This is a genomic window from Natronococcus pandeyae (assembly GCF_008122205.1).
In the GTDB taxonomy this organism is placed as follows: domain Archaea; phylum Halobacteriota; class Halobacteria; order Halobacteriales; family Natrialbaceae; genus Natronococcus; species Natronococcus pandeyae.
Window position 1 is genome coordinate 1 of the sequence record NZ_PHNJ01000006.1, and the last position, 20,557, is coordinate 20,557.

Consider the following 20,557-nt stretch of genomic DNA (forward strand, 5'->3'; position numbering starts at 1 on the left):
TACACCTCCGGATGCCCGAAGAACCAGAACAGGTGGGCCCACAGCAGGCCCGAGCCCTGGTCCGTCGCGAAGTACTGCGTCAAAAGGATCCGATCGGAGATCTGCAACAGGAGTGCGGCCAGCAACGCGGCGAACGCAAAGAGCATCATCCAGACCGTCAGCAGCCACGACCAGGTGAACATCGGCATGTTCCACAGGCCGAGCCCCTCCGCTCGCGAGCGGTGAATCGTCGTAATAAAGTTCACCGTCCCGAGCGTGATCGACAGCACGAACAGTATCAGTCCGAGGACTGCTCCGTTGCCGCCGGTAGTCGCCTCCAGTGCGGGCGTATACATCGGCACGTTCAGCGGGGCATACATCGTCCATCCGCCGGCGAAAGAACTCCCCTGGAAGTACGAAATAATAAACAAAACGCCAGAGAACAGGTAGAACCAGTAGCTCAGGGCGTTCAGCCGGGGGAACGCGAGATCCTTCGCCCCGATCTGGAGGGGAACGAAGTAGTTCGCGAACCCGGCCGCGAACGGCGAGAGGAACCAGAACACCATCAGGAGGCCGTGCGTGGACACCGCCTGGTTGAACTGGTTGTTCGTGAGCAGCCCCGTTCCGCCGCTCTCCCACAGGTGAGCGCGAAACACCAGCGCTACGACGCCACCCAGAACGAGGAAGAACAGTGCTGTTACCAGGTAGAGGATCCCGATATCCTTGTGGTTAGTCGTCACCAGCCAGCGCTTGAGGCTCGTCTGCGGCGGAAGATCACTCATCGGGTCTCACCCCCCAGAACGGCCACGTCGTTCGACGTGGCGACCCACCCTCCGACCGACGCTCGAGTGCTTGCGCTCCGACGACCGGGCTGTGACGAGGCGCCAGTCGAGGAAATCGAAACGAGGACCATGAGCAAGGGAACGCTCTCGACCGTTGCCCGTATGAAGCTATCCACTTGCGATTGCAGGCTGGGGGAGCTATACAGCCCTCTCACCGTCTGGTTCGGAATTTTGCAGTGGTGTCGGGCACTGTTCCCCGCTAGTTCGACGGTGACCGAAATGCCCTGACCGTGTGATACTCGAGCGACGTGGCGTCGCACTCGAGTTCGATCCATCCACGCTCGGCGAAGATGCGACCCCAGTCGCGGACGTACAGCGGGACGCCGTCGACGTACCGCGTTTCGCGGATGGTCGATCCTGGGTGGTGCAGGTCCGCAGACGAGTCGCCGTCGTCCACACTCGTCTCTGCAGGCGATGCGCTGCCACCCTCGCTTCCAGCGTCGGTCTCCGCCGTGACGAGAAGGGTCTCCGTCAGGCGGATCAGTTCGTCGAACACCCACTCTGCGTCGGGGTGGAGGTGCTGTAACGTCTCGACCGAGTAGACGACGTCGAACCGATCGTCGGTGACGTCGCGGACGACGTCCTCGAGAGGAGCACGATAGAACGTCCCGGCCTCCGCGAGGTCGGGGTAGGTGCGCTCCATCACGTCGAAGGCCTCGTCGTTGATATCGACGCCGTACAGGTTCTCGTAGCCGTGCTCCTGGAGGTGTGCCAGGTGACGGCCGGAACTACAGCCGAGTTCTAACACGTCGGCGTCGGGACTGACGACGCGATCCAGCGTTTCCCGAATCAGTTCGCTCGTCTCGTTCGGCCCGTAGTAGGCGTAGTACGCCGGCGAGTACGCGCCCGTTCGCGTCGCCCACCGGTCGTGTACTTCGTTCCCGTCCATGGTCGTCGGAATCCACCGATTCGTGCCGCCGCTCGGAGGACCGATCGGGACGTCGGAGGCCACCTCCCGCGCGCTACAGTCGCGTGAGGTTCTTCGCTCGGGGCCCCTTGTCCGCCTGCTCGATCTCGAACTCTACCTCCTGGCCCTCCTCGAGGTCCTCGCCGCCGACGTCCTCCATGTGGAAGAAGACGTCGTCGTCGGTTTCCTCGGTCTCGATGAAGCCGTAGCCGCCTGTGTCGTTGAAGAACGCAACCGTTCCGGTTGGCATCAACGGTATTCCAGCACTTGGGCATATATATCCGTGGGTAGCGAGTGCCGTGGTACTATTCCCCTAGCGGTTTCGACTCCAACCGCCACTCGAGTCGCGTCTGAGGGACCGTTTTACGTCCCCGCCGACGAATAGTGAACGTATGTCACGGGAACGAATCGCCCACGGGGAAGGCGCTATCTACGAGTTCAGTCCCGATCTCGAGGCGGCCACGAGCGTCGAGTCCGGAGCCGAACTGACGATCGAGACGAGAGACAGCCTGGACGGCACGATCCGGACGGAATCGGACGTGCTCGACTCCATCCCCTCGGAGGTCAACGCCGCGACGGGACCGATCGCGGTCGAGGGAGCCCAGCCGGGCGACGTGTTGCGGGTCGAGATCGAAGCGATCCGTCTCGCCGAAGCGCAGGGGCGTGTGATCACTATCGGGGGGTTCGGACTGCTCGACGGCGACGACGTGATCGAAGCGCCACGGACCCGACTGACGCCGGTCGAGGACGGAACGATCGCCTTCGGGGATCTCGACGTTCCCATCGAACCCGTCATCGGTACGATCGGTGTCGCACCCGAATCGGGGTCGTATACGACACTCGTTCCCCACGATCACGGCGGGAACCTCGACACGACGGACATGACCGCCGGCACCGTCGCGTACTTCCCGGTCTTTCAGGAAGGGGCACTGCTCGCGATGGGTGATTGCAAGGCTGCGATGGCCGACGGCGAGATGTGTGGGACGGGTGCAGAGATCGCCACCGAGATCGACGTCACGCTCGAGGTGGTCTCTGATCCCGAGACAGAACTCGAGCGGCCGCTGCTCGAGACAGCCGACGCCTGGAAGACCGTCGCCAGCGCGGAGACCCTCGAGGAGGCTTGCGAACTGGCGAACCGGGACGCGATCGAACTCCTGGCGGCCGAGCACGGGTTCGACCGGACCGACGCCTACATGTTCTCGAGTCTGGTCGGCGGCCTCGAGATCAGTCAGGTCGTCGACCCGCTCGTGACGGTCCGGAACGCGGTTCCGAAGGCGTACCTCACCTCGCCGTTCTGAACGAGGTCGGAACACGGTTCCGGACGTTTTACAGGGTGTGCGTAAACGAGTCGAGTAGCTCTTCGGGTCGTCGAGGGACGTCGAAATCTCGCCTCAGGACGACGATGTCGTCCGCAGGAGCGTACGTTATTACGCCGTGATCGGCGAGTCGCGGAAGATGGTTGTGAACCAGCGAGACCTCGATTCGACGGATCACCGTTCGATCGACGTCGTCGATCGAAGCGTCCCGATTCCGCGTCGCGATGTCGCGGACCAGTTCGTCGACGGTGGTCGGTTCGCCCGGCTCGAGACGTGAGAGTAGATACCGCCGGTCGGGAGCCGAGAGAAGCCGATACGCCGTCTCCGAACTCAGTGAAGGGGCTCTCGTATCGGACATGCGGCCGAACTTAGAAGTCGATCGTTTCAACCGTGATGCCTAACGAGTGTGGTGATTACCGGTCCGGTCAGCGCAGCGGACTGTGCTACCAGCCCACCGATCCGCTCGATGCTCGTCACAGCGGACCGATGACGGACGTCATCTCCGCGCTTTGGCGTGACTGTAGACGAACTCTCGCACCAGTTTCCCCGCGAGCGCCGCGGCCTGGCCGTCGTCTCTGTCGTTGACCTCGACGACGTCGAAGCCAGTGACGGCGGGTGCGAGCGTCCGGACGACGTCGCGCATCTCGCGGGGCTCGAGACCGAACGGTTCCGTCGTTCCGGTCCCCGGTGCGTAGGCGGGATCGGCGCCGTCGATGTCGACGCTACAGTAGACGTCGCGCTCGAGGAGCGCTTCGTCTGGCTCCCAGTCGGCAACGTCCTCGGGTGAGACGACAGTCACGTCGTCGGCGGCGGCCCGCTCCCACTCCTCCTCGCTGCCGGTCCGCGCGCCGAGGACGATCGCCTCCTCGACGGAGTCGACCTCCTCGAGGATGCGTCGCGTCACGCAGGCGTGTGAGAGCGAGTTCCCGTCGTACTCGTCGCGGAGGTCGAGGTGGGCGTCGAGCGTCAGGACGACCTCCGGTTCGACGGCGCGTGCGCCGGCGAGCGAGACGGTGTGCTCGCCACCCAGTAGCAGGGGGACGGCGTCGTCCCAGACGACGTCGCGAAGGGTCCCCTCGAGCCACTCGAGGTACTCCTCGACGTCGTCCCAGGCCCGGACGTCGCCGTGGTCGACGACCCCGAGTGCCGAAAAGTGCTGGTCCGTCCGGTGGTCGTAATCGTCGAACGTCTCGGCAAAATGGCGGATGCGCCGGGGGCCGAAGCGGGTTCCCGGCTGAAAGGTCGTCGAGGCGTCCAGGGGCGCACCGACGACCACGAAGTTCGCGCCTTCACGGTCGGGCGTTCGCCCTCCCGTGTCGGTGCTGCCGTCGCGGTCGGACTGTGCCGCCGCGTCGGTCCACTCGCGTTCGTCCGTCGCCCCGGGAAACATTAGATAATCTTTCGCTGGTCTTCCATCTCGAGGAACTCGATGTTCTCGTCGGGCGAGACGTCCTTGTCCTCGGGAACGCGCATCGTGATCGTCTCGTACGTTTCCAGGTCCATGACCTGCATGTCGTTTCCGTCGACGGAGACGATCTGTCCCTGCTTGCGCTCGATGATCGGGACCCAGATCTTCGCGTCGACCGGCTGCGAGAGCGAGCGCTTCTTGTCGTCGAAGACACCGCGAGCCTCGATCCGGGCCTTGGCGCTGCCGTGTTTGCCCGGCTTCGCCGTCGAGTAGGAGTCGATCTTACATGCCGTTTCTTCGATGAGTACGTAGCTGCCTTCCTGGAGGTCGCGAACCTCTTGCTGCTGTTTCGCCATGTCCCGGGGTAATCAACCGATCGGCATAAACCGTTTGGAATGGACGCTCTTCCGGGTGGAGTCCGCTACCATGCCTCGATCGTCGTCCGGTGAGGCGAACGAGTTCCGTGGGGCGTTCAGAAAGCCCGCGGGACGTTCAGAAAGTTCCTCGGTGGTCGGGGACGAACGGGTCGACGATGCGAACCGGTCTCCTCGTCGCGCTGGCCGTCGTCACCCTCGCCGGCATCGTGCTTCTCGTCCACTACGGGCTCTCCTCATCGAATCGACACCCGCTGATGGACGAACTCGACGAGCGACTCGCGGAGGCGCTGGCGCCCGGAACGGGATCGCACCTCGAGCGGCCGCCGACGGTCCGTCGACTCGCAGTCTCCACGGAACGTGGCGGTGAACCGGTCTTCGTCCCGGTCGTCCGGGTTGAGTTCGGTACGACCGACGCCCCGGGAATGCGGATCGTCTTCGAGTACGTTGCGGACGTCCTCGAGGCGATCCATCCCGTCCTCGAGGCGCGTGGCGAACGCGTCGCACACTACGACGTGGAGTTTCGCTTCGGCCCCGACGGCCTGCTCGTCGACGGCGAGTGTCGCCGCGTCTCGGTGCCGACGGAACTGGCCGACGAGTTGCTCGAGAACGACCGCTATCGAGCGTTCGACCTCTGGCAAGACGTCAAACGCGGCGACGGCGACGAGACGGCGACGACGCTGTGGGGAGTGTGTCGGTCCGGATCGCGGTTCGACACCGGACGTCGATCGGGCGCCGATTCTCCGGAACTCGAGTGATGTCGAGTCGGTCGCCGATTCGCTCGGTCTCGAACGATGTCGGGTGGGTGAATTAACAGAAAAGCTATTACGCGGCAGTTGGCACCGTTGATATCACTCATGCTTACCAGACGCGCTGTCCTCGCGACCGGCGGAAGCGCACTGCTCGCCGGCTGTAGCGCGTTCGAGACGATGTCTGGGACGACGGGATCCTGGCCACAGCAGGGATACGACGGCGCTCGGACCGGCTATCCAGCGAATCGGGAGGGGCCGGAGACGCCCCTGACGACCAGCTGGACCGCCGACTACCCTCGCTACGGCGGTACCCCGACGTCACCCGTTCTCGCCGACGGATCGGTCTACATCGCCTACACGGACGGTCCACCACCGATCGAGGACGGCGAACGGACCGTTTTCGTCGCCGCGTTCGACCACGAGACGGGAGATCAGCAGTGGAGGACGGGAGTGACGACGAGTCGGGAGAGCAGCGGTACGGAGTTCCACGCCGACTCGCTCGCCATCGCAGGCGACACGATACTGGTACAGACTGCGAACGGACTCCACGCGGTCGGAACCGGCGGCGATCGACGGTGGCGGTTCGACAACGTCGGCGACGGCCATCTCAGTATCAGGGCCATCAGTCCGAGTTTCGACGACGACGCCGTCTACGTCGGTCACTACAGACAATCGCGGGACGAGTACGAGTCGGTGTTCTACGCCGTCGACCGCGCAGACGGGACCGAACGCTGGCGCCACGAGTTCGAGGACTGGGAAAGCCGCAGCGTCTACTCCTCGGCCATCGTCGACGGCATCGTCTATCTCGCGGCGTACGACGACGGCGTCAAGGCACTCGACGCGGACGACGGCTCCGAGCGATGGCGTTCGGCGATCCCGGTCAACAGCACGCCGACCGTCGTGGATGGAACCGTCTTCGTCGGAACGGACCGGGACGACGAAAGCGGCGTCGTCGCACTCGAGGCCGACACCGGCGAGAGTCGCTGGTCTCGCGAGGACGCCGGGCAGTCGTGGGCGCCGCGCCACCTCGCGGCGACCCCTGACGCCATCTACTACCCCGAACACGACCGCCTCGTCGCTCGAGATACCGAGACGGGGGACCCGCTCTGGGCGGACGACGCCGGTCGCCCGGAGGCGGACGGGGAGTTCATCGGCGGCGGCACGCCGGCAGTCGTCGGTGATCGCATCTACGCGGGCGGGTCGGGCGTCTACGTGATCGATCGAGAGACCGGTGACGTCCTCGAGCGATACGAACTGACCGCCGGAACGGTCCGGAACTCGGTCGCAGTGACCGACGGCTGGCTGTACGCGAACACGAACGGTCGGACGCTGTACGGGCTCACCGACTGCGAAACGGAACTGTTCGGACGCTGTCTTCGGTAAGCGAACGCGCGCCCCGTTCCTTTATCTGAGCAACCACCTGTCGGAACTCAGAACGTAACAAAAAAGACTATAACTCGACGTATTGACACTTGTCCACTACTGATGCCCTCCAGACGCGCCGTCCTTGCGGCCTGTGGGACCGCAGCGCTCGCCGGCTGTTCGACGCTCCGAGACGAGCCGACAATAACCGGCTCGTGGCCCCAGCGGGGGTACGATCGGGGCAGAACCGGCTCCGTCGTCGGCCAGTTCGACGGTCCCGAACCGCCACTGACCGACGGCTGGACGCGATCGCTGCCCGACGGCCGCGGATCCGAAACGTCCCCGATTCTCGCGGACGGGACGCTCTACGTGGGGGATACGGACGGCCCCCCGCCCGGGACGGCGGGCGAGCGAACCGTCACGATCGACGCCCTGGATCCGGGAACGGGCGAGCACCGCTGGAGCGCGACCGCGACGACGACTCGAGAGGACCGCGGAACGTACTACCACGCGGACTCGCTGGCGTTCGCCCGAGAGGCGGAACTGGTGCTGATCCAGACCTCGAACGGACTCTGCGCGGTCGGTACCGACGGCACCGAGCGGTGGTGTTTCGACAACGTCGGTGACGGCCAGCTCAGCTATCAGCCGGTCGCGCCGGCCATCGACGACGACACCGCCTACGTCGGGCGGTATCGACAGCTCGCGACGCACGATATCGAACCGGTGTTCTACGCGGTCGCCCTCGCAGACGGCACCGAGCGCTGGCGCCACGAATTTTCGGAGTGGCGGGGTCGTCTCGTCTACTCGCCCGCGGTTGTCGACGACATCGTCTACCTCGCGGAGCCTCGGGAGGGAATCAAGGCGCTCGACGCGAGCGACGGCACCGAACTGTGGCGCGAGTCGGTCCCCGTCGACGGTGCGCCGACGGTCGCGAACGGGGCCGTCTACGTGACGACCGCCGACTACGACACGGAGGAACTCGGCGCGAGAGCGCTCGAGACCGACACCGGGGCCGTCCGCTGGTCGGTGACGGACGACCTCGAGGACGCGTGGGCACCGCGCCATCTCGCAGTAACCGACGAGACGGTCTACTACCCGACATTCAGGCGACTCGTCGCCCGAGACGCGGAAACAGGAGCGCGGCGCTGGGAGGAGATCGACGACCAGGCCCCGGTAGGGGTAGGCCGGATCGGGAGCGGAGCCCCGGCCGTGGTCGGCGACCGGATCTACGCCGCCGGCTCCGACGTGTTCGTGATCGACCGCTCCGACGGGTCGGTTCTCGGTCGGTACGAGACCGGCCGGGATACCAAGAGTTCCGTCGCCGTCGCGGACGGCTGGCTCTACGTGAACACGGGGTCGACGCTGTACGGACTGACGACCTGCGAGACCGAGGTGTTCGGACGCTGTCTCCGGCAGGGGTAGCTCAGCGCTCGAGCACTCGCTCGATTCGTTCCAGCCCCTCCTCGAGTTCCTCGGTCGGGAGCCCGAACCCGATCCGGAACCGGTCCGGGTGGCCGAAGAACTCGCCGGGCGCGAGGACGACGCCCTCCTCGAGGACCGCGCGGCAGAACTCTTTGCCCGTCTCGAAGCCGTCGGGAATCGTTACGAAGCCGTTGACGCCGACGGGGTCGTACCACTCGAGGCCATGTTTTTCGAAAAACGCCTGCACCCGGTCGTGGTGGTCGGCGACGAGATTGCGGTTCTCCGCGAGGATCTCGTCTTCCTGGGCCAGCGCCTGTTTCGCGACGTGCTGGCCGAAGATCGAGGGCGAGATCGTGGTGTAATCCTTCCAGTTCCAGGCCGTCTCGAGCAGGTCGGCGTCCCCGACGAGCCAGCCCAAGCGCAGCCCCGCGAGTCCGTAGGCTTTCGACAGGCTGGCGGTCGAGAGCCCGTGTGGCCCCAGGCTCGCAACCGGCGGGAGGGGATCTTCGGCCAGCAGGCGGTACACCTCGTCACAGAGCAGGTAGGCATCCTCGTCCGCCGCGAGGTCGTACAGGGCTTCGACCTTCTCGAGCGGGTGGTACCGCCCGGTCGGGTTGTTCGGGTTGTTGAGCACGATCAGCTCCGTCTCGGGCCGGATCGCGTCGGCGACCGCGTCGACCGAGAGCTTCCAGGAGGGTGGCTCGAGCGAGACGGTCGTGACCTCGCCGACGCTGTCGGGAACGGCCTGCAGCGCCTGGTAGGTCGGGGTGACGACGACTGCGTGCGCGTCCCGGTCCTGGAGCGTCGAGAGGAACGCCAGGAAGTTCGCCTCCTGGGTGCCGCAGGTGCACAGCACCTCGTCGGCCTCGCGATCGTACCGGTCCGCGAGCGTCGCGCGAAGGTCGGGATCGCCGTTCGTCGGGATCACGTAGCCGAGTTCGCCGGGATCCGTGTCGAAACGGTCCGTCGAGAGGCTCCGGACGCCGCTCTCTGCAAGCATGATGTCGGCCTCGTGTTCGTACTCGGCGAACCAGCGCTCGAGGCCGAAGGTGTCGATCTGCATGCGGACCCGTTAGCGGTAGGTCGTAATACCGGTTGTTCATCCGGAAATGAGGTGACAAATTCGATGGGGGATCGGGAACGACGGTCCGCTCCAGCCGATCCAAGAGGACCCGTATAGCGGATGGCTCCATACTTGCAGCAAGTGACGCCCTGTTGCCGGCTGCATTTCTGTCAGTGATTGCACATATTTCAGGAGATAACTATCTGACTTCTCACATAATAGCGTTCTCTGTGGGAGGCGACGCGAACTCATGACCTACGAACCCAAGCAGATCGACGGCATAACACGCAGAACAGTACTGAAAGCCAGTGGGGCCGGAGCAGGAATGCCCGGCGTGAGTGCTCCCGCAACCGGCAGCAAAGGAGATGGAAACGTTGCTACTGAGAAGAATGACGAGATGACCGATGACTCCGCCCGTGAACCTGAGGACGAGGTTGTTTCCCAGACCACGGATGTCGCCGGACAGGGAGAGGACGGTCCGGTCGTGGCCGAAGATGGGGCGACGATCTGGCGCACCTCCAACGAGATCCTGATAGACCTTTCGATGCCAACGCCAGAACCCGGCGAGTACACCTACCCGAGCGAACCCGCCGAACGGGAAGGCGAGTGGTGGACCGACGAGGTCGGAGAAATTGAAGCGTTCACGCTGTGGGCGTTCATTTTTAACAATCCAGAAGACTGCGAAAACGGCTGTGACAGTGGCGATCTCGGCGAGCCAGCGGGCGGCGGCGTCTTCGGCGTCTCGGGAGCCGTCTCTGACGGCGGTGACCTCACGTTGAATGGATTCGTCTCGACGGATACCAGGCTGTACGAGGAGGACGGCGAACCGATGGGGGTGCCACTCGAACGGCCACGTGAAGCGGAGGTCCATCTGGCAGTGGCTCCCCATGGCGCGTTCGATCCCGACATGATGCCCGAGATCCTCCAAACTCCGGCGGCAACGGTGGACGAATGGTGGGTCGCGCTGTTCGATCCACCCGCCTGAGATTTCTTTCGTGTTCTCACGACGGAGTATACGTCGCTATTCTGCTGACCCCTCCTTCCATAGTCAGCAGCCAGATTATATCATATTTTGTATGTATCGATGACTGCTTGTTCAGTCCGATACGGCTCACCGCTGCGAGGAGCCGTCAGGACCACCGGAAGCCGAGCGGGGCGGCCGGCGGCTCGAGCGGACTCTCGGGCAACTCCCCCGCGATTTCGGGCTCGTTGTACGCCCCTGGCGCCACGTCGTTCGGCGAATCGGGGTAGTAAAGTGATGCGAGGGCCTGGAGCTGTCCCCGACCGACACCGAGTTCGAACTGGCCGCCGCCGTACAGCCGGATGCCGCGCTCCCGACAGTAGAAAATCGTCTCGAGCAGCGACTCGAGCGAGCCGAAGCGTGACGGTTTGATGTTCAGCCACTTCGGCTCCCACGGCAGCGCCTCGACGTCAGCCAGCCCGTGGATCGGGGCGTCCCAGGAGACCCGGTCACGGAGGTCGGGATCGTCGAACAGCACCTCGGTCTCCGCCTCGAGCGCGGGATCCTCGATCACGGCGTCGGGAAAGCCCTCGAGCACCAGTTTGTACAGTTCGGGATCGGCTTCGACGTCGACCTCGGTACCGTGATACTGGCCTTTCAGATCGAGGATGCGAACCGCGTCGGTCGCCGCGAGCGCCTCGACCAGCCGGGCGTCCCACTCGGGGGTCGGATCGAGCTTGAACTCGAGTTCGGGGACGGCCTCGAGCAGGTCGTCGACGCGGTCGGTCGAGGGGTCGTCGCCGAGGCGGGTGCTGGCGACGAAGCGGACGGGTTCGTACCGCTCGCCGAGCGCCGAGGCCAGGTCGGTCCCGGCCTGCCGGAGCGCGAGGTCGAGCGCCGCGCTCTCGAGCCCCCACCGCCGGTAGTTGCGGAAGACCTCGCGGTCGGGTGCGCCGGCAGGAAAGAGGTCGGCGTCCTCGAGCCGGCTCGAGAAGGAGTCGATCGTGTACTCGCCGGTCAGGTTGGGCAGCCCGCTCTCTGCGAGCGCGTCGTGTTCGTCGGTCTCATAGGTGACGTCCTCGCCTCGTCCCACGCGGCCGTCGGGACCCTCGAGCGCGAACTCGGTGGTAACGCGGGTAAAGTCGCTCGAGGTGTCGCGCTCGAGGCGAGTCGTCGAAATCGACTCGGCCGTCAGCGGCAGGTCGGCGATCCGATCATACTCCATACCCGACTCATCGAGGGCCAGCGAAATGAACGTTCGAGTCGCCGAACCCTGCCGACCTCCCGTTCTTGGGAATGTAATCGGTTTACACCAAATATCGCCTGAATAGTCGACCGAGACGGAACTCCCGAAGATGATCGAAGGATGTTGGACGATTTACCGTTAATCTATAATTCCGGAATTTGTCTAAAAATTAGTTATTTATCTATACAGTTCGTACACCCAACAAGATGGGCACAGGGGGTGGAGGAGAGCGGTGTCGTCCGGAGCAGTCGACCATCTGGCTCGATCCGGGCGAGCTCTCGACAGCGGACGAATTGGCGACGAAGAACGGAGACGAAGGTTCGCCCCTCCAGAACGACCGCATCGACGTAGAGTTCGAGTGGTTCCAGCTCTGTCACGCCTGCGGTGAGCGGAAGTGGTTTCGCGCGATGATCTGTGACGACTGCCGAAGGCGACACGGGATTTCCCGGTGGTAGCTGACCCGGACGACCGGTCGAGCGCTACTCCTCGCGCCGGCGCTGGCGGAGGTTCTGTCGGGTGAACTGCGGCTTCGCCTGCAGCGAGCGCGGCTCGCGGAACGAGCGGTAGAGTTGCACCAGAACGACTGCCGAGAACACCGCGGCGACGACCGACGCCTCGGGAGCCTCGAGGGCGTACAGCACGCCCATCGAGAACAGCGACATCGTCAGCAACATGCCGTAGACCAGTCGCCGTGCGAGCTGGTCGAAGACACCCTCCGAGTCCTCGACGCCGATGCGGACGTAGAGGTTGTCCCGCTCGAGTCGATCCAGCGTGCGCTCGGTCTTCGGCGCGATCCGGGTCAGCGACTCCCCGGAGCGGCGGATCTGGTCGCCCGTCTCCGCTACATACTGCCGGATGGACTCCTCGCGGTAGCCCTGCTCGGTCAGGTAGTCGGTCGCGGTCGCGATGAAGTCGAAGTCCTCGTCCAGCGTGACGCAGACGCCCTCGACGACGGTCGCGACCCGCAGGACGAGTGCGAGATTCTTCGGCAGCCGGAACGGGAACTCGTAGATCGAGTCCTCGATCTGGCCGACGATCTGCTGGACGCGGTACTGTTCGATGTCCTGACCGCGGGCGTCCTGGATCGCCAGCTCCATCACCTCGGCCATCACCGCCCGGTCGGCCTCGGGACTCAGCGTGCCGATCTCGATGAGCGCGTCCAGAATCGCGTCGATGTCCTGGTTGGCGACCGCGATGTAGAACTCGACGATCTTCCCCTGGACGAACTCGTCGACCCGGCCCGACATGCCGAAGTCGTAGAAGATGATCGCGCCGTCGTCGGTCACGGCGAGGTTTCCGGGGTGGGGATCCGCGTGAAAGACCCCGTCGTCGACGATCATCTGGAGGTACGACCGCTGGAGGTTCTCCGCGACCCGACTCCGGTCGATCCCCTTGCGGTCGAGCGCGGCGACGTCGTTGATCTTCGTTCCGGGAATGTACTCCATCGTGAGCACGCGAGGGCCCGAGTGGCTCTCGACGACGGACGGAATCACGAATCGGTCGTCGTCCGCGAAGTTCTCGCGGATCTCGGTCAGCATGGCCGCCTCGCGCACGTAGTCCATCTCCTCGCGGATCGTCTTCGCGAACTCGTCGGCGAGGTTCTCGAGCGAGAACGACCGGGATTCGTCGACGAAGTACAGCAGGATCGGCAGCGACCACCGGACGACCCGCAGGTCGGCCTCGACCAGGTCCTCGATGTTCGGGCGGCGGATCTTCACGGCGACGGGCTGTCCGTCGACCCGGGCGCGGTACACCTGTCCGAGGCTCGCCCCGCTGATCGCGTCGGTATCGAACTCGTCGAAGTGGTCCTCGACCGGCCCGAGTTCGTCCTCGAGCACCGTTTTCGCCTCGGGCCAGGCGGCCGGCGGCACCTCGTCTTGCAGCGCCGCGAGTTCGTCGATGTACTCCGGCGGTAACACGTCGGGTCGCGTCGACAGGAGTTGGCCGAGTTTGATGAACGTCGGTCCGAGCGTCAGCAACGACTCGAGCAGGGCCCCGGCGCGGTGGCGCCGGGTCGCCGGATCGACCTGTCGTGGTCGACCGAACAGCAGGTATCGGCGTCGGTCACGCGCGTAGGCCAGCAACAGCGGGAGAAACTGCCACGCGACGACGAAGAACCGCCGATACGCGCGGAGGGATACCAGTCTCGGTCACCTCGTGTTATCCGGATCGACGACATCGATCGTCGTTTCGCCGTTGCCCGACCGTTTGGGGAGGGTCAACTCGAGGACGCCGCGTTCGACCGACGCCTCCGCATCGTCCTCGACCGCGTCGTCGGGGAGCGGCAGATCGACGTCGAGGAGGAGCGGTCTGTTCTCCTCGATGTATCGGTACTCGTCCTCGGCGTCCTTCTGTCGGCGCGCGTCGATGACGATGCGTCCGTCCGCGACCGTAACGTCGGTCGAGTCGGCCGTGACGCCCGGGACGTCGAGGACGAGGAGGTACGCGTCCTCGCTCTCGAGCAGATCGAAGAAGACGTCCTCGGAGAGGTCCTGCAACGCGTCGCGGAGCGCTGACATGGCCGTGGGTTCGAACGCGGGTACGAAAAACCCCGCGGTAGCGGCCGATCCCGGAGCGATTACAACGACCGTCCCGACGGCGTCCCGTACCCTTTTGAGTCCCGCCGACCCGAGTCAGGGTATGGAAGGAGCCGACCGCGAGCGCAAGGACGCGGGGTTCAAGGTACGGACGCCCGTCGACGAGGCGCGCCGGATTCTCGAGACGGCCGTCCTCGACGACGAAGCGAGCGATCCACGGACGGGTAGCGAAACGGTAGCGCTCGAGCGCGCCGACGGGCGGGTCCTCGCGGCACCCGTCACGGCCGCTCGAAACGTGCCCCACTACCAGCGGGCAGCGATGGACGGCTACGCCGTCCGGGCCGCGGACACCTTCGGTGCGAGCGACCGCTCTCCCGAAGTGCTCCGCATCGGTGATCGGGACGACGCCGTCGGCCCCGACACGGCCGTCCGGGTCCACACGGGAAGCGCGCTCCCCGACGGCGCCGACGCCGTCGTGATGATCGAACACGTCGAGGAACTCGGGGACCTCGGCGAACTCGAGGTCGGGGACGCGGTGGCGGAGGGCGAGAACGTCGCCCCCGTCGGCGAGGACGTCGAGGAGGGCCAGCAGCTCTACGACGCGGGTCACCGCCTTCGCCCCTCCGATCTCGGCCTGCTGCGGTCGGTCGGCTACGCGCGCCTCGAGGTCGCCCAGCGGCCGACCGTCGGCGTGGTCCCGACCGGCGAGGAACTCGTCGAGGGCGATCCCGACCCCGGCGAGGTCATCGAGACCAACGGGCTCACCGTCTCCCGGATGGTCGACCGCTGGGGCGGGAGATCGACCTACCGCGACGTCGTCACTGACGACGCCGAGTCGCTGCGGGTCGCCATCCAGCGCGACCTCACGAAGGACGTCGTCGTCACGACCGGGGGCTCCTCCGTGGGCGAACGCGACCTGCTACCCGAAGTGATCGACGACCTCGGCGAAGTGCTCGTCCACGGCGTCGGGCTCAAACCCGGCCACCCGGTCTGTCTCGGCGTCGTCGAAGACACGCCCGTCCTCGCGCTGCCGGGCTACCCCGTCGCCTGTATCGTCAACGCCGTCCAGTTCCTCCGACCGACCCTGCGCTGGCTCGAGGGAACGACACCAGATCCCCATCCGACCACGCCGGCCGTCCTCGAGCGCAAGATTCCGAGCGAACCCGGCACGCGAACGTTCGCGCGGGTGCAACTCGAGGAGCGCGACCCGGACGAGGACGGACCCGACTTCGCAGCGATTCCGACGCGGGCCAGCGGCTCCGGCGTGCTCTCGAGCGTCGCGCTGGCCGACGGCTGGGTCGTCGTCGACGACGAGCGCGAGGGGATCCCCGAAGACGAGACGGTCGCCGTCGAGAACTGGGAAGCCCACCCCTGACGCCGATCGGGCGTCCCGATCTGCGATTCGCCGCTATCGTTCCCACTCCGGTTCCCGCTCGCGTGACTCTGCGTCGCTCGAGCGTGCCGGAGACGGGACGTCTCCGCTCGGAGAGTCGCTGGTAAACGCGTCCTCGAGGACGCCTTCGACCCCGACGAGGCGATCGAGCCGTCGTTCGAACTCGTCGTCGTCGATCTCCCCCGCGGCGTAGCGTCGTTTGAGTTCCTCGATTGCGTCGTCCTCCTGCTCGGCCGTTATCGACGTCGTTTCCGCGGGCTCTTCGAACACCAGGTCGGCGATCTCTTCGCCCCAGAACAGGAACAGCGGCACCAGCAGGAGAAACCCGACGACTGCGATCGCCCCGGAGAGCGCCTCGAGGCCGACGATACCGGCGAGGCTCACGAGTACGACCGTGACAACTCCGATCAGGAGCCAGAGTTCCTCGGCGACGAACTCCCGTGCGTCGAACCCCATACATCACTCTTGGTAGCGAAACCCAAAGTAGCTCCGCTGTCAGCGCCCGTTACTCGAGACGGTCACGCCGCCACCGTTTCGCGTACCGGTAGGCGGTCGTCAGGACGAGCGCGTTCGTCGCGAGACTCGAGCACAGCAGGAACAGGTTTCGCCGTTCGGACCACTCGATCCGTTCGCTCTCCTCGGCGGCCAGGACGGCCACGAGCTGTGCGACGGCCGTCGCGGTCCAGCTGGCGAACGCGAGGGCCACCAACGGACGGCTGAATCGGGACATAGGCTGGATTCGTCTCGGTCGGACAAGTCAGTTCCACTTACCGTAGCGCGAGTCGAACCGCGTCCGCGAGCGCGTTCACGCGGGCTACGTGCTCGTAGGAGCCGTCGCGAACGCCGTTCGTGACGTACGAGAACGCGACGTCCGCCTCGGGGTCGGCCCAGCCGACGCTGCTTCCCAGGCCTGCGTGACCGAAGACGCGCTCGGGACTGAGCGTGCCGTAGGGCGCGACCGTCGTTCCGCCCTTCCAGAACCCGAGCGCGAACCGCGCCTCCCGCGAGAGCGTGCCGTCGGACTCCGTCTCGGCCTGAACGGCCGTCATCTCGTCGACGGTTTCTTCGGAGAGAATCCGAGCGCCCTCGAGTTCGCCGCCGTTCGCCAGACAGGCGTAAAAGCGGGCCATGTCTCGAGCGGTGCCGATCCCGTTCGCGGCGGGGATCACGGCCCGGTGGATCGCTTCGGTGTTGAACGGCGCCGCGACGACGGTGTGGTCGCCCAGCCCCTCGCCGGGGTCGCGACAGCGGTCGAACTCGTCGAAGGCGACGAGCGTGGCGACGTCGTCCCGTTCGTGCTCGCGGAGGCCGATTCCGGTATCGGCCATGCCGAGCGGGTCGAAGACGCGCTCGGCGGCGACCTCGTCGATCCGCGCCCCGGACACCCGGCGGACGAGTTCGCCGACGAGCCAGCCGAACGTGAGCGCGTGGTAGGCCGGCTGTTCGCCCGGCGGGGAGACCGGCTCCATCTCCTCGAGGTGGTCGACGACGGTGGTCCAGTCGGTCCAGAGATCGGGTCGGTCGTCGATCTCCCCCCGCGGGAGACCGGCCGTGTGGCTGAGCACCTGCCGGACGGTGATCTCAGCCTTCGTCGTTCCGTCGTCGGCGAACCCGGGCCAGTGGTCGACCACTCGGTCGTCGTAGGCGATTTTTCCGTCGTCCACGAGCGCGTGTAGCGCGACTGCCGCGTACGGTTTCGTACACGAAAACAGGAGGTGGCGCGTCGTCGGCGTCGTCTCCCTGCCGTCGGGACCGGTCGTCCCACCCGCGAGATCGATCACGCACTCGCCGTCGACGAAGACGGCCAGCTGGGCGCCGTGGTGCAAGCCGACCTCGAGATGGCGGTCGAAGAGCGCGGCGATTCGATCGCGATCTCCTTCGACAACGTGTGACATGTGTCATGCAACTGGTGGCGGTATTGTAATCGTTCCCCTCGAGATCAGCGACCGACGCCGATCGACCGACGTTTTTAGCCCCGGCCCGCCAACTGCCGATATGGACCGCAAGGAATTTCGCGATCTGGCGTCCCCCGAGGAGGCACGCGAGGCGATTCACTCGCTCTCACTCGAGGGCGGCGTCGACCGCGTCTCGCTGTCGGAGGCCCGCGGCCGGGTACTCGTCGCACGACTGGACGCCGAACTCGACGTTCCGGGGTTCGACCGGGCGAGCCTCGACGGCTACGCGCTTCGCGCACGGGACACGTTCGGCGCCGACGAGGCGGATCCCGCCACACTCGAGGTGACGGACGAGGTCCACGCCGGGGAGAAACCCGACGTGAACGTCGGCGAGGGTGAAGCGGTCGAGATCTCTACCGGCGCGGTGATGCCCTCGGGTGCGGACGCGATGGTTCCGGTCGAGCGGACGGATACGGCGGACGGCGACGTGCTGGTCCGCACCTCCGTCGCCCCCGGCGACAACGTCATGTTCGCCGGAGCAGATGTCGCCGCCGGCGAACGGGCGCTCGGCCCGGGAACGCGGATCACGCCCCGGGATATCGGCTTGCTCTCCGCGCTCGGGATCGACGACGTGCCGGTCAGGGCGAACCCGAAAGTCGGCATCGTCTCGACCGGCGACGAACTCGTTCGACCCGGCGAGGACGTCGATAGCGAGCGCGGCGAGATCTACGACGTCAACAGCTACACGATCGCCGCGGGTGTCGAGGACGCCGGCGGCGAGGCTGTGCTCTACCCCCACGCCGGCGACGAGCAGGCCGAGATGGAGCGCATCCTCCGGGAGGCAGCCGAGGAGTGCGACCTCGTGCTCTCCTCCGGATCGACCAGCGCGAGCGCGGTCGACGTCATCTACCGCGTCATCGAGGAACAGGGTGAACTGCTGCTCCACGGCGTCGGCGTCAAGCCGGGGAAGCCGATGCTCGTCGGTCGACTCGAGGACTCCGCCTACGTCGGCCTGCCGGGCTACCCGGTCTCCGCGATGATGGTCTTCCGCACGTTCGTCGCGCCCGCGATCCGGGAAGCGGCCGGCCTCCCCGAAACCGAGACCGCGACGGTCGGAGGCCGGATGGCCAGACAGGAGCGCTACGGCGAGGGTCGAATGCGACTCATGCCCGTGGGCGTCGTAACCGACGGCGACGGCGAGACGCTCGTCTACCCCGTCGACAAGGGCAGCGGTGCGACGACCAGCCTCGCCGAGGCCGACGGCGTCGTCGAGGTCGACGCCGAGACCGACTACCTCGAGACCGGCGAGTCCGTCACGGTCTCGCTGTTCTCCCCGGACGTCCGGCCACCGACGCTGCTCGGCGTCGGTGAGGACGACCCGACGCTGAACCGGCTGCTCGACGGCCTCGAGAACCCGCGCTACCTCTCGGTTGGCTCCCGGCCCGGTCTGCGACGCCTTCGGGAGGGCGTTCCAGACGTCGCCGTCGTCGCGGGACCGCTCGATCGGGATACTGACGCCGACGAACTCGGCGGCTGGGAACGCGAGTGGGGGCTGCTCACCCGCCCCGGCAACCCCGACCGGATCGAGGGGCTCGCCGACCTGGTCGACGACGACCTCCGGTTCGTCAACCGGACGACCGACTCCGGACTGCGCTCGAGTCTCGGAAACGCGGTCGTCGACCTCGCGGACGACCGCGGCGTCGAGCGCCGCGACATCGTCGATTCGATCGAGGGGTTCGATCTCGGCCTGCGCGCCCACGAGAGCCCCGCACGAAAGGTTATCGCGGACGAGGCCGACGCCGCGCTCGGTCTCCGAGAGACCGCCGACCGCCTCGACCTCGCGTTCGTCTCACTCGGCAGCCAGCCGGTACGTGTCTTCGCGAACCCGGACCGCCGGAAAAAGCGTGGTGTCCGCGAACTCGAGGCCGCACTCGAGGAGCGTCCGGACGCGAGTTAGCGAGAGAGACTGTCAGGAGCGCCTGAACAGCGGTTTTTACGCTACGTGGTGTACGAAACCCAATGTCGACCATAGCCGAGTTTCGGGTTCCGGCTGCAGACACGACACTCGCGGTGACGTTCGATCGTCTTCCCGACGCGACGATCGAACTCGAGTCGGCTGTCTCGCGGACGCAGCCCTGTCTCTGGGTTGCTGACGTCGATCAGACGGCCGTAGACGCGGCTTTCAGCGGTGATCCGTCCGTCGAGAGGTACGATCTGCTCGTCGAAGCGGGTGACCGACTGCTGTACGACGTGGCGTTTACCGACGAGACGGAGACGCTGTGTGACAAACTGGTCGTCGACGGCGGGTCTCTGCTCGAGGCCTGGGCCACGAACGGCTGGTGGCAGGCACGAGTGCGGTACCAGGACCGCGAAACGCTCTGTGACGTCCACGATCGGCTCGTCGAACAGGGAGTCAGCGTCGACCTTCGGCGGGTGACCGACGTCACGACGGCCGCTCCGTCGGATACACGACTCACGCCCGAACAGAAAGAAGCGCTCGAGGCCGCCCTCGAGCGGGGCTACTTCGAGATCCCGCGAGAGATCTCGATGGAGGAACTCGCCGCCGAACTCGGGATCTCTCACCAGGCGCTCTCCGAGCGGTTGCGCCGCGCCTACGAGACGCTCGTCAACGAGGAGATACAGCCGGTGGGTGAACAGTCGTGACCGAAAGCGGCGACGACCCACCTCCCGGCTTCGTTTCCGTTACCGCTCGTCCGTCGACTGCATACACGTCACGCTCGCGTCCCTGTTCACGGCCGTCACGACGATCTCCCCTTCCCTGTGGACCGTCACGTCGTGCTCGAAATACGAAAACGACAGCTGTAGATCCGATCTGTCGCTCGACGAACGGAAGAGCGCGTCGAGCGCGTCCGGATCGACGGAGTCGTACAGCGGCGGTAACTCGTCAGCGGGGACGTTGGCGAGTGCTGCAACGGTGGTGATGATCGCATGAGACGGTTCCTCCGACGGCTCGATTCGTGTCTGGTGATTCGAACACATAGTAGATCCATCGAAACGCGACGTAGCGCCACGCGGGGCCTCGACAGTAACTGTCTACACCTGAGACGGGATATATCTCCGCGCGGGATAGCCAACCCGG

23 protein-coding genes are annotated in these 20,557 nt (G+C 65.8%); 9 read left to right on the forward strand and 14 right to left on the reverse strand.

Going from position 1 to position 20,557, the window contains the following annotated elements; all coding sequences use genetic code 11:
- The 3 genes from CV102_RS12450 to CV102_RS12460 form a co-directional block, all read right to left on the reverse strand.
- Positions 1-761, reverse strand: a 761-nt coding sequence (locus CV102_RS12450) for a cytochrome c oxidase subunit I (protein ID WP_187432956.1), incomplete at its 3' end; no start/stop codon positions are given.
- A 259-nt stretch (positions 762-1,020) separates the two neighbouring features.
- Positions 1,021-1,710 carry a class I SAM-dependent methyltransferase gene (locus CV102_RS12455; protein WP_148858340.1) on the reverse strand — a complete coding sequence of 230 codons (690 nt, stop codon included), beginning with the start codon at positions 1,708-1,710 and terminating at the stop codon, positions 1,021-1,023.
- A 73-nt stretch (positions 1,711-1,783) separates the two neighbouring features.
- Positions 1,784-1,978 (reverse strand): cold-shock protein, encoded by a 195-nt coding sequence (locus CV102_RS12460; RefSeq protein WP_148858341.1) that lies wholly within the window; start codon positions 1,976-1,978, stop codon positions 1,784-1,786.
- A 142-nt stretch (positions 1,979-2,120) separates the two neighbouring features.
- On the opposite strand from CV102_RS12460, the gene CV102_RS12465 reads away from it, so the two are divergent.
- Positions 2,121-3,026 (forward strand): acetamidase/formamidase family protein, encoded by a 906-nt coding sequence (locus CV102_RS12465; RefSeq protein ID WP_148858342.1) that lies wholly within the window; start codon positions 2,121-2,123, stop codon positions 3,024-3,026.
- Between the two features lie 28 nt (positions 3,027-3,054).
- Here CV102_RS12465 and CV102_RS12470 read toward each other — a convergent pair whose 3' ends face one another.
- From CV102_RS12470 to CV102_RS12480, 3 genes are all read right to left on the reverse strand, one after another.
- On the reverse strand, positions 3,055-3,402 hold the full coding sequence (locus tag CV102_RS12470) for a DUF7344 domain-containing protein (RefSeq protein WP_187432957.1): 348 nt from the start codon (positions 3,400-3,402) through the stop codon (positions 3,055-3,057).
- 138 nt (positions 3,403-3,540) lie between these two features.
- Positions 3,541-4,434, reverse strand: coding sequence for an agmatinase (speB, locus tag CV102_RS12475; RefSeq protein WP_148858343.1), 894 nt, complete (start codon positions 4,432-4,434; stop codon positions 3,541-3,543).
- Positions 4,434-4,808 carry a translation initiation factor IF-5A gene (locus CV102_RS12480; protein ID WP_148858344.1) on the reverse strand — a complete coding sequence of 125 codons (375 nt, stop codon included), beginning with the start codon at positions 4,806-4,808 and terminating at the stop codon, positions 4,434-4,436. The genes speB and CV102_RS12480 overlap by 1 nt, the downstream gene beginning before the upstream one ends.
- A gap of 176 nt (positions 4,809-4,984) precedes the next feature.
- Between CV102_RS12480 and CV102_RS12485 the strand changes: the two genes are divergently transcribed.
- From CV102_RS12485 to CV102_RS12495, 3 genes are all read left to right on the forward strand, one after another.
- The gene (locus CV102_RS12485) at positions 4,985-5,584 is read left to right on the forward strand and encodes a hypothetical protein (protein ID WP_148858345.1); all 600 of its coding nucleotides are present in this window, start codon (positions 4,985-4,987) and stop codon (positions 5,582-5,584) included.
- Between the two features lie 99 nt (positions 5,585-5,683).
- The gene (locus CV102_RS12490) at positions 5,684-6,961 is read left to right on the forward strand and encodes an outer membrane protein assembly factor BamB family protein (protein WP_148858346.1); all 1,278 of its coding nucleotides are present in this window, start codon (positions 5,684-5,686) and stop codon (positions 6,959-6,961) included.
- A gap of 102 nt (positions 6,962-7,063) precedes the next feature.
- Complete coding sequence (locus CV102_RS12495; protein ID WP_148858347.1) at positions 7,064-8,362, forward strand: outer membrane protein assembly factor BamB family protein; 1,299 nt, start codon at positions 7,064-7,066, stop codon at positions 8,360-8,362.
- 1 nt (position 8,363) lies between these two features.
- Here the strand turns inward: CV102_RS12495 and CV102_RS12500 are convergent, their stop codons facing one another.
- Entirely contained in the window at positions 8,364-9,425 is a 1,062-nt protein-coding gene (locus CV102_RS12500) for an aminotransferase class I/II-fold pyridoxal phosphate-dependent enzyme (RefSeq protein ID WP_148858348.1), read from the reverse strand.
- A 397-nt stretch (positions 9,426-9,822) separates the two neighbouring features.
- Here CV102_RS12500 and CV102_RS12505 point away from each other — a divergent pair, with 397 nt between their 5' ends.
- Positions 9,823-10,410, forward strand: coding sequence for a hypothetical protein (locus tag CV102_RS12505; protein WP_148858349.1), 588 nt, complete (start codon positions 9,823-9,825; stop codon positions 10,408-10,410).
- Positions 10,411-10,555: 145 nt separating this feature from the next.
- Here the strand turns inward: CV102_RS12505 and CV102_RS12510 are convergent, their stop codons facing one another.
- Positions 10,556-11,611, reverse strand: a complete 1,056-nt coding sequence (locus CV102_RS12510; protein WP_148858350.1) for a hypothetical protein — start codon at positions 11,609-11,611, stop codon at positions 10,556-10,558.
- Positions 11,612-11,838: 227 nt separating this feature from the next.
- Between CV102_RS12510 and CV102_RS12515 the strand changes: the two genes are divergently transcribed.
- The gene (locus tag CV102_RS12515) at positions 11,839-12,087 is read left to right on the forward strand and encodes a hypothetical protein (RefSeq protein ID WP_148858351.1); all 249 of its coding nucleotides are present in this window, start codon (positions 11,839-11,841) and stop codon (positions 12,085-12,087) included.
- Between the two features lie 24 nt (positions 12,088-12,111).
- On the opposite strand, the gene CV102_RS12520 is transcribed toward CV102_RS12515, so the two are convergent.
- Together CV102_RS12520 and CV102_RS12525 are read right to left on the reverse strand one after the other, a co-directional pair.
- Complete coding sequence (locus CV102_RS12520; RefSeq protein WP_148858352.1) at positions 12,112-13,716, reverse strand: ABC1 kinase family protein; 1,605 nt, start codon at positions 13,714-13,716, stop codon at positions 12,112-12,114.
- Between the two features lie 66 nt (positions 13,717-13,782).
- Complete coding sequence (locus CV102_RS12525) at positions 13,783-14,151, reverse strand: Hsp20/alpha crystallin family protein (RefSeq protein ID WP_148858353.1); 369 nt, start codon at positions 14,149-14,151, stop codon at positions 13,783-13,785.
- A gap of 121 nt (positions 14,152-14,272) precedes the next feature.
- Here CV102_RS12525 and CV102_RS12530 point away from each other — a divergent pair, with 121 nt between their 5' ends.
- Entirely contained in the window at positions 14,273-15,544 is a 1,272-nt protein-coding gene (locus CV102_RS12530; protein WP_148858354.1) for a molybdopterin molybdotransferase MoeA, read from the forward strand.
- 33 nt (positions 15,545-15,577) lie between these two features.
- On the opposite strand, the gene CV102_RS12535 is transcribed toward CV102_RS12530, so the two are convergent.
- Genes CV102_RS12535 through CV102_RS12545 form a run of 3 tightly spaced genes read right to left on the reverse strand, consistent with a single transcriptional unit; the run spans position 15,578 to position 17,457 of the window.
- Positions 15,578-16,018 (reverse strand): SHOCT domain-containing protein, encoded by a 441-nt coding sequence (locus tag CV102_RS12535; RefSeq protein WP_148858355.1) that lies wholly within the window; start codon positions 16,016-16,018, stop codon positions 15,578-15,580.
- Between the two features lie 49 nt (positions 16,019-16,067).
- Positions 16,068-16,292, reverse strand: coding sequence for a hypothetical protein (locus CV102_RS12540; RefSeq protein ID WP_148858356.1), 225 nt, complete (start codon positions 16,290-16,292; stop codon positions 16,068-16,070).
- Positions 16,293-16,329: 37 nt separating this feature from the next.
- A complete protein-coding gene (locus CV102_RS12545; RefSeq protein ID WP_148858357.1) occupies positions 16,330-17,457 on the reverse strand; it encodes a serine hydrolase domain-containing protein in 1,128 nt (375 codons plus the stop codon).
- A gap of 100 nt (positions 17,458-17,557) precedes the next feature.
- Between CV102_RS12545 and CV102_RS12550 the strand changes: the two genes are divergently transcribed.
- Both CV102_RS12550 and CV102_RS12555 read left to right on the forward strand, forming a co-directional pair.
- Entirely contained in the window at positions 17,558-19,414 is a 1,857-nt protein-coding gene (locus tag CV102_RS12550) for a molybdopterin biosynthesis protein (protein ID WP_148858358.1), read from the forward strand.
- Positions 19,415-19,476: 62 nt separating this feature from the next.
- On the forward strand, positions 19,477-20,121 hold the full coding sequence (locus CV102_RS12555) for a helix-turn-helix domain-containing protein (RefSeq protein WP_148858359.1): 645 nt from the start codon (positions 19,477-19,479) through the stop codon (positions 20,119-20,121).
- 39 nt (positions 20,122-20,160) lie between these two features.
- Here CV102_RS12555 and CV102_RS12560 read toward each other — a convergent pair whose 3' ends face one another.
- Positions 20,161-20,457, reverse strand: a complete 297-nt coding sequence (locus CV102_RS12560) for a HalOD1 output domain-containing protein (RefSeq protein WP_148858360.1) — start codon at positions 20,455-20,457, stop codon at positions 20,161-20,163.
- Between the last annotated feature and the right edge of the window lie 100 nt (positions 20,458-20,557).